An 824-nucleotide genomic window follows, 5' to 3' on the forward strand; every position below is an offset into this window, starting at 1 on the left:
CCGTGGCGGCGGCCTTGATTTCGCGGGTCAAGGTGCTGGCCGGGCTGGACATCGCCGAGCAGCGCATGCCGCAGGACGGCGGTTTTTCCTATCAATTGGCGCGGCCTATCGAAAAGGGCTTCAATATCCGGGTAGCAACGGCGCCGACCCGGCTGGGCGAACGCATCACCCTGCGTTTGTTGGGACAGGAAGCCTTTGGTTTGACCTTGAGCGATCTGGGCATGATGGACGAGGATTTGCGGCGGTTTCGCAAAGTGATTCACCGGCCTTACGGCATGGTGCTGCTGACCGGGCCGACCGGCAGCGGCAAGTCGACCACCTTGTTTGCCGCCTTGCAGGAAATCAACCGCCCGGACATCAATATCATGACGGTGGAAAACCCCATCGAGTACACCATGGACGGGGTGTCGCAGGTGCAAACCGGGCCGAAAATCAGCTTTGCCGAGGCCTTGCGGTCGTTTTTGCGCCACGATCCGGACGTGTTGATGGTGGGGGAGATTCGCGACCACGAAACCGCCGATGTGGCGGTCAAGGCGGCGATGACCGGGCATTTGGTGTTCTCCACGCTGCACACCAACAATGCGGTCAGCGCAGTGACCCGGCTGATCGACATCGGCTGCGAGCCGTTCTTGATCGGTTCCACGGTGGTGGCGGTGATCGCCCAGCGGCGCGGAGCTGGCGGAATTGGGCGCGCATGAGGAGATGCTGGATATTTACGAAGCGGGCGGCTGTGTTCGCTGCCAGGGCAGCGGTTTTAGCGGCCGGCTGGGCTTGTTCGAAACCCTGTGGTTCGACGAAGGCCTGGCGCGGCTGGTGGCGCGCGG

At 62.6% G+C, this 824-nt stretch carries 1 protein-coding gene; it reads left to right on the forward strand.

The genetic code is table 11. The features are described 5' to 3' along the window. Nucleotides 1-698 (forward strand): GspE/PulE family protein (locus NP596_RS21660; RefSeq protein ID WP_256617447.1); only part of this gene is annotated, 698 nt, incomplete at its 5' end. Nucleotides 699-824: the final 126 nt, after the last annotated feature.

Origin of the sequence: Methylomonas rivi, from assembly GCF_024505165.1 — a bacterium.
Taxonomy (GTDB): domain Bacteria; phylum Pseudomonadota; class Gammaproteobacteria; order Methylococcales; family Methylomonadaceae; genus Methylomonas; species Methylomonas rivi.